This window comes from Hydrogenophaga sp. (genome assembly GCF_036675665.1).
Taxonomy (GTDB): Bacteria; Pseudomonadota; Gammaproteobacteria; order Burkholderiales; family Burkholderiaceae_C; genus Hydrogenophaga.
This window is the reverse complement of sequence record NZ_JAKFEO010000055.1, coordinates 1-3,254: the sequence shown is the minus strand read 5'-3', so window position 1 is coordinate 3,254 and position 3,254 is coordinate 1. Positions and strand designations below refer to the sequence as shown.

Below are 3,254 nucleotides of genomic sequence, written 5' to 3'. Positions count from 1 at the left end.
AACCTGACGGCGCAGGTGCGCAACATCGCCGACGTGACCAAGGCGGTGGCGGCGGGCGACCTGTCCAAGAAGATCACGGTGGACGTCAAGGGCGAGATCCTGGAGCTGAAGAACACCGTCAACACCATGGTGGACCAGCTGTCCTCGTTCGCCGCCGAAGTGACGCGGGTGGCGCGCGAAGTCGGCACCGAAGGCCGGCTGGGCGGCCAGGCGCAGGTCAAGGGCGTATCGGGCACCTGGAAGGACCTGACCGACAACGTGAACTTCATGGCCGGCAACCTGACCGGTCAAGTGCGCGGCATCGCCAAGGTGGTGACCGCCGTCGCTAACGGCGACCTGGAGCAGAAGCTGATGGTGGATGCCAAGGGCGAGATCGCCGCCCTGGCCGAGACGATCAACTCCATGATCGAGACGCTGGACACCTTCGCCGACCAGGTGACCACGGTGGCGCGCGAGGTGGGCGTGGAAGGCAAGCTGGGCGGGCAGGCCAAGGTGCCGGGTGCCTCCGGCACCTGGAAGGGCCTGACCGAGAACGTCAACCAGCTGGCCGCCAACCTGACCACCCAGGTGCGCGCGATCGCCGAGGTGGCCACCGCCGTGACGCAGGGCGACCTGACGCGATCGATCACGGTGGAGGCGCTGGGCGAAATGGCCGCCCTGAAGGACACCGTCAACGAAATGATCAGCAACCTGCGCGACACCACGCAGCTGAACACCGAGCAGGACTGGCTCAAGACCAACCTGGCCAAGTTCTCCCGGATGCTCCAGGGGCAGAAGGATCTGGTCGCGGTGGGCCACCTGATCCTGTCGGAACTGGCGCCGGTGGTGGGGGCGCAGCAGGCCGAGTTCTACGTGCTGAGCAACACGTCCGACCCGCCGAGGCTGCGCCTGACCGCCAGCTATGCCTCCGATGGCCATGGCGCCTACGGCAAGGAAGTGGACCTGGGCCAGGGCCTGGTCGGCCAGTGCGCCTTCGACAAGAAGAAGATGCTGCTGACCTCCAGCCTGCCGGACACGCTGCGCATCGCCTCGGGGCTGACCGAGGCACCGCCGCTCAACGTGCTGGTGCTGCCCATCATCTTCGAAGGCAAGGTGCGCGGCGTGCTGGAACTGGCCTCGATCGAGCGTTTCAACCCGACGCACGAGCAGCTGCTCGACCAGCTGTCCGAGTCGATCGGGATCGTGATCAACACGATCGAGGCCAACATGCGCACCGAGGACCTGCTGACCCAGTCGCAGTCGCTCGCGCAGGAGCTGCAGAGCCGGCAGGAAGAACTGCAGCAGACCAACGAGGAACTGCAGGAGAAGGCGCGATTGCTGGTGCACCAGAACCACGAGGTGGAGCGCAAGAACCGGGAAGTGGAGCAGGCCCGCCAGGCACTGGAGGAAAAGGCCAAGCAGCTGGCGCTGACGTCCAAGTACAAGTCCGAGTTCCTGGCCAACATGTCGCACGAGCTGCGCACCCCGCTGAACTCGCTGCTGATCCTGTCGGACCAGCTGTCGAAGAACCCCGAGGGCAACCTGAGCGGCAAGCAGGTGGAGTTCGCCCGGACCATCCATTCGTCGGGCAACGACCTGCTGATGCTGATCAACGACATCCTGGACCTGTCCAAGATCGAGTCCGGCACGGTGGCCGTGGACGTGAGCGAGCTGCGCCTGCAAGACCTGCAGCTGTACGTGGAGCGCACCTTCCGGCACGTGGCGGAGGCCAAGGGGGTGGATTTCAACATCCGGTCCGGGCTGCAACTGCCTTCGGCGGTGGTCACAGATGCCAAGCGCCTGCAGCAGATCCTGAAGAACCTGCTGTCCAATGCCTTCAAGTTCACGCACCAGGGCAACGTGACGCTGACCATCGAGGAGGTGGTCACCGGCTGGAGCACCGACCACGAGGAGCTCAACCGGGCGCACCAGGTGGTCGCGTTCGCCGTGTCCGACACGGGCATCGGCATCTCCGGGGACAAGCAGCAGATCATCTTCGAGGCCTTCCAGCAGGCCGACGGTTCCACCAGCCGCAAGTACGGCGGCACCGGCCTGGGACTGGCGATCAGCCGCGAGCTGGCCAAGCTGCTGGGCGGCGAGATCCGGCTCGCCAGCGCGCCGGGGCAGGGCAGCACCTTCACGCTGTACCTGCCGGTGCACTACCCGGCCACGCGCAACACCCGCCGCACGGGCTCGTTCGCCGATTCGCGCCCCGGCGACGTGCCGACTGCTCTGCCACCGCTGGTGCGCCGGCCGATGCCGGCGCCGGCCGTGGTTGAAGCCGCGGCCGAACCGGTGCGGCTGCCCGCCAACGAGGCCGACGACGACCGCGACAGCATCCAGGAGGGCGACCTGGTCCTGCTGATCGTGGAGAACGACCTGGCCTTCGCGCGCTTCCTGCTGGACGCTGCGCGCGCCAAGGGCTTCAAGGGCATCGCCACCGCCATGGGCGCCAGTGCGCTGACCTTTGCCAGCCAGTACCCGCTGGCGGCCATCACGCTCGACATGTACCTGCCCGACATGGATGGCTGGCGCGTGCTCGACCGGCTCAAGCAGGATTTCGCCACCCGGCACGTTCCCGTGTGCGTGATCTCGACCGACGACTCCAGGGACCGGGCCTTCAAGGGCGGGGCGCTGGCCTTCGTCGAGAAGCCGATTCCGTCGCAGGAGGTGCTCGACACCGTGCTCGACCAGCTGCGCGACTGGTGCACGCGCAAGGAGCGCAAGGCGCTGGTCGCGCTCAAGGACGGCGCGGCCCGCACCGAGCTGCTGGGCTACCTGGAGAGCGCGGGCGTGACGCCGGTGGTGGCCAAGAGCGCCGACCGGTTCGTGCAGGCGCTGGACGAGGCGCAGTTCGACTGCGTGGTGCTGGAGGACGCCTTCGGCAAGCTCGACAGCAGCCAGGTCCGGCAGGCCCTGGGCAACCAGGCCGGGCTCGGCCCGTTGCCGCTGCTGCTGTACCGCAACGGCGCGGCCGGCGAGGGCGGCCGCTTCGCCTGGCACTCGGACGACCGCGTGACCGTCACCGAAGTGCACAACCCGGCCCGGCTGAACGACGCTGCGCTGCTGGCCTTGCACCGGAGCCTGCGCGGCTTGCCGGAAGCCCGGCGAGCGCGACTGGAGGAAGCCGCTTCGGAGGCCCGGCCGCTGGCCGGCCGGCGCGTGCTGATCGTCGACGACGACATGCGCAACATCTTCGCGCTGGCCACGGTGCTGGAAGAGCATGCCATGGACATCGTGTGGGCCGATAATGGCCGCGAAGCCATCAGCCGCAT

1 protein-coding gene is annotated in these 3,254 nt (G+C 67.7%); it reads left to right on the top strand.

What is annotated here, in order from left to right; genetic code table 11:
- The coding region (locus tag V6M63_RS18085; protein ID WP_332744075.1) for an ATP-binding protein at positions 1–3,254 on the top strand (3,254 nt) is incomplete at both ends.